This is a genomic window from Micromonospora sp. DT178 (assembly GCF_049841695.1).
Classification (GTDB): Bacteria; Actinomycetota; Actinomycetes; order Mycobacteriales; family Micromonosporaceae; genus Micromonospora.
In genome coordinates this window covers 1-5,244 of the sequence record NZ_JBNCKV010000035.1, presented here as the reverse complement: position 1 = coordinate 5,244, position 5,244 = coordinate 1, and the positions used below count along the sequence as shown (strand labels likewise).

Here is a 5,244-nt window from a genome sequence, read left to right as displayed (position 1 = left end):
CCCCACCACCGACCCCGACCCCGGCACCCGACCCGACCACCTCGCCTACGTCATCCACACCTCCGGCTCCACCGGCCGGCCCAAGGGCGTCATGGTCGAGCACGCCAACGTGGTGCGGCTCTTCTCCGCCACGGCCGGGTGGTTCGGCTTCGGTCCGACGGACGTGTGGAGCCTCTTCCACTCCTTCGCGTTCGACTTCTCCGTCTGGGAGATCTGGGGGGCGCTGCTGCACGGCGGCCGGCTGGTGGTCGTCCCCCGCCTGGTCAGCCGCTCCCCCGCCGACTTCCACCGGCTCCTCTGCGACGAGGGCGTCACCGTCCTCAACCAGACCCCCGGCGCGTTCCGCAGCCTGATCGCCGCGCAGGCCGACAGCGCGCGGGCGCACCGGCTGCGTACGGTGGTCTTCGGGGGCGAGGCGCTGGACCCGACGATGCTGCGGCCGTGGTACGCGGACCCGCGCAACGGACGCACCGAGCTGGTCAACATGTACGGCATCACCGAGACCACCGTGCACGTGACCCACCGGCCGTTGACCCCGGCCGACGCCGAGCGACCGGGCGTCAGTCCGATCGGGCGGCCCATCGGGGACCTGCGGCTCTACGTGCTCGACGGGCGGGGGGAACCGGTGCCGCCCGGGGTCGTCGGTGAGCTGCACGTCGGTGGCGCGGGGGTCGCGCGCGGCTACCTCAACCGGCCCGCGCTGACCGCGGAACGCTTCCGGCCCAGCCCGTTCGTCGCCGGGGACCGGCTCTACGCCACCGGTGACCTGGTGCGCCACCGCCCCGACGGCGGTCTCGAGTACCTGGGCCGCAACGACTCCCAGGTGCAGATCCGTGGCTACCGCGTCGAGCTGGGCGAGATCGAGGCCCGGCTGGCCGCCTGTCCCGGCGTACGCGACGCGGTGGTGACGGTCACGACCGACGCCACGGGCGAGCCGCGCCTGGTCGGCTACTACACCGCCTCGGTGCGCCGGCTGACCGCCGAGGCGCTGCGGACCCGGCTGGCCGGTGTCCTGCCGGAGCACATGGTCCCGGCCGCGTACGTGCGGGTCGCCGAGTGGCCGCTCACGCCCAACGGCAAGCTCGACCACCGGGCGCTGCCCGCACCCGACGGGTCCGCCTTCGCCACCCGGCACTACACCGAGCCGGTCGGTCCGGCGGAGACCGCCCTCGCCGCCATCTGGGCCGAGGTGCTCGGCGTCGAGCGGGTCGGCCGGCACGACAACTTCTTCGCGCTGGGCGGGCACTCGCTGCTGGCCCTGCGGGTGCTGGAGCGGATGCGCCGCCAGGGCATGCCCGCCGACGTACGCGCGCTCTTCTCCTCGCCGGTCCTGGCCGACCTGGCCCGCGCGGTGGGTGCCGGCGCGGACCGGGCCGAGGCGACCCCGGACCCGATCCCGGTCGGCTGCGACCGGATCACCCCGGACCTGCTGCCGCTGGTGGAGCTGAGCCAGCCGGAGATCGACGCGGTCGTCGCCACCGTGCCCGGCGGGGCGCCGAACGTGCAGGACGTCTACCCCTTGGCCCCGGTGCAGGAGGGGATGCTCTTCCACCACCTGATGGCCCGCGACCGCGACCCCTACCTGGTCACCACCGTCCTCCGCTTCGCCGACCGGCACCGGTTGGACCGCTACCGCACCGCGCTGGAGGCGGTGATCGCCCGGCACGACGTGCTGCGCACCGGGGTCGTGTGGCACGGGATCAACGAGCCGGTGCAGGTGGTGTGGCGCCGCGCGCCCCTGCCGGTGGAGGAGGTCCCGCTCGATCCGGCGGGCGACGACCCGCTCCGGCAGCTCCGCGAGCACGTCGACCGGCGGTACGCCCGCCTCCCCCTCGACCGGGCACCGCTGTTGCGGCTGCTGGTCGCGCGGGACCCGCGCGACGGCGCGTGGCTGGCCGTGGAGCTGATCCACCACATCGTCGACGACAACACCTCGCTCAAGCAGCTGCGGGCCGAGGTCCGCGCGTACCTGGCCGGCGAGGGCGACCGGCTGCCGCCGCCGCTGCCCTTCCGTGACTTCGTGGCGCGGATCCGGCGCGGCGCGGACCGGGCCGAACAGGAGAGCTTCTTCCGCCGGATGCTCTCCGACGTCGACAGCCCGACCGTGCCCTTCGGCCTGCGCGACATCCACGGTGACGGGCACAGCATGCGGGACGCCCGGGTGTGGCTCGGTCCGGAGCTGACGCTGCGGCTGCGGCAGCGGGCCCAGGCCCTCCGGGTCGGCGTGACCAGCCTCTTCCACGTCGCCTGGGGGCAGGTGCTCGCCCGGGCCGGCGGCCGCCGGGACGTCGTCTTCGGCACCGTGCTCTCCGGCCGGATGGACGGCGGCGCGGGCAACGACCGCGTCCTCGGGCCCTTCCTCAACACGCTCCCCCTGCGGGTCACCCTCGACGACACCGGCGTCACGGAGTGCGTGCTCCGCACCCACGAGGCGCTGACCGGGCTGATCCGGCACGAGCACGCGTCGCTGGCGCTGGCCCAGTCGTGCAGCGGGGTGGCGCCGCCGGCGCCGCTCTTCACCGCCCTGCTGAACTACCGGCACGCCGAGGTGCTGGCCGAGTCGGACGCCCCCGCGCCGGACCCCGGCGCGGACGACCTGACCTACCTGGCCGCGCAGGAGCACGGCAACTACCCGCTCGCGCTGGACGTCGACGACCTGCGCGACGACGTCGTGCTGACCGTCGCCGCCGCGGCCGGGGTGGCGCCCGACCGGGTCTGCGCGATGGTTGAGCGGGCCCTGGAGACGCTGGCCGACGCGCTGGAGCGGGCACCGGACGCGCCGGTGGGCGGGCTCGACGTGCTGCCCCCCGCCGAGCGCCGCCGGCTCGTCGAGGAGGGCAACGACGCCACGGTGGCGTACCCGCCGGGGCGCTGCGTGCACCACCTCGTCGAGGCCCAGGCGGCCCGCGCCCCGGAGGCGGTGGCCCTCGTCCTCGGCGACGAGCGGCTCACCTACGGCGAGTTGAACACGCGGGCCAACCGGCTGGCCCGCCACCTGCGCGCCCGGGGCGTCGGGCCGGACCAGTTGGTGGCGATCTGCGTCGAGCGGTCGCTGGACACCGTGGTGGGCCTGCTGGCCGTCCTCAAGGCGGGTGGCGCCTACCTCCCGCTGGACCCGGCCTACCCGGTCGACCGGCTCGCCGCCATGCTGCGCGACAGCACGCCGGTGGCGGCGCTGACCCACGGCCCGGCCCGCGAGCGGCTGCACGCCGCGCTGGCCGGGCTCGACACCCCGGTGGTCGACCTGGACCTCGACGCGGCGGCCTGGGCGGAGCTGCCGTCGACCGACCCGGTCGTCGACGGGCTGGGCGCGCACCACCTGGCGTACGTCATCTACACGTCCGGCACCTCGGGCACCGCCAACGGGGTGCTGGTGGAGCACCGGCAGCTGGCGGCCGTCGCCGCCGCCTGGGAACGCGTCCTCGACCTGCGTCCCGGCCTGGTGCACCTGCAGATGGCGAGTTTCTCCTTCGACGTCTTCACCGCCGACGTGGTGCGGGCGCTCGGCTTCGGCGGGCGGCTGGTGCTCTGCCCGCGTGAGCTGCTGCTCGACAGCGCGGGCCTGTACGCCCTGCTGCGCCACCACGACGTGGACTTCGCCGACTTCGTGCCGGCGGTGCTCAACCCGCTGCTGGACCACCTGGAGTCCACCGGCGGGAGCCTCGCCGGGCTGGAGACGGTGGTCTGCGGCTCGGACGCCTGGACCGCCGCGAACGCCGCCCGGCTCCGGGCGCTGTGCGGCCCGCGGGTGCGGATCGTCAACGCGTACGGCGTGACCGAGGCGGCCGTCGACAGCACCTGCCACCTGCTCCCGGCGGACGGCCTCGCCGGGGCGACCTGTCTGCCGATCGGCCGGCCCCTGCCCAACGTGCGCGTCTACCTGCTGGACGCCGAGGGCGAGCCGGTGCCGGACGGGGTGGTCGGGGAGATCCACATCGGCGGCGCGGGCGTGGCACGCGGCTACCTGAACCGGCCCGAGCTGACCGCGCAGCGCTTCCGCGCCAACCCGTTCGTGCCGGGCGAGCGGATCTACCGCACCGGTGACCTGGGTCGCCGGCTGCCGGGCGGGGAACTGGAGTTCCTGGGCCGCGACGACTTCCAGGTGAAGATCCGGGGCTTCCGCGTCGAGCTGGGCGAGATCGAGGCGCGGCTGGCGGCGACCGAGGGCGTCCGGGAGGCGGTCGTCGTGGCACGCCCGGACGCCGGCGGCCACCAGCGGCTCATCGCGTACGTGCTGGCCGGGGCGAAGGAGGCGCCGGACGCCGCGCGGCTGCGGGACCGGCTCGCCGGCGAACTGCCCGACTACATGGTGCCCGCCGCGTACGTCCGGCTGGCCGCGTGGCCGCTGACGCCCAACGGCAAGCTCGACCGGGCGGCGCTGCCCGCACCGGACGGGGAGGCCTTCGGCCAGCGCGGGCACGTCGAGCCGGTCGGCCTGCTGGAGGCCATGGTCGCCGGCGTCTGGGCCGAGGTGCTGGGCATCGAGCGGGTCGGCCGGCACGACGACTTCTTCGCCCTGGGCGGGCACTCGCTGCTCGCCATGCGGCTGGTGTCCAGGATCCGGCAGGTGCTGGGGCGGGAGGTCTCCCCGGCGGCGCTCTTCGCGGCGCCGGTCCTCGCCGCCTTCGTCGCCCGGCTGACGCCGGACGGCCGCGACGTGCTGCCCCCGATCCGCCCGGTCGACCGGGCCGGTGCGCTGGAGCTCTCCTTCGCGCAGCGGCGGTTGTGGTTCCTGGAACGCCTCGGCGGCCTGGGCCACGCGTACCACATGCCCCTGGCCCTGGAGTTGGCCGGCTGGCTCGACCACGACGCGCTGCGGGCGGCCCTGGACGCCCTGGTGGACCGGCACGAGGCCCTGCGCAGCCGCCTCGTCCCCGACGGCGCCGACGTGCACCAGCGCGTCGACCCGCCCGGGGCCGGCTTCACCCTGCACACGCACGACCTCACCGGCGCGCCCGACGCCGCCGCCCGCCTGGCCCGGCTCCAGGACGAGGAGTTCACCGCCCCGTTCGACCTGACGACCGGTCCCCTGATCCGGGGCCGCCTGGTCACCCTCGCCCCGGACCGGCACGTCCTGCTCGTCACGATGCACCACGTCGTATCCGACGGCTGGTCCATCGGCGTCCTGACCCGCGAGCTGGGGGTGCTCTACGCCGCGCACCACCACGGCCGGCCCGACCCCCTGCCGCCCCTGCCCGTGCAGTACGCCGACTACGCCGCCTGGCAACGCCGATGGCTCACCGA

Annotated in this window: 1 protein-coding gene; it reads left to right on the top strand. The window is 75.6% G+C overall.

Annotated elements, in window-relative coordinates; all coding sequences use genetic code 11:
- On the top strand, positions 1-5,244 hold a 5,244-nt coding region (locus ACLQ22_RS31805; RefSeq protein ID WP_425695568.1), incomplete at both ends, for an amino acid adenylation domain-containing protein.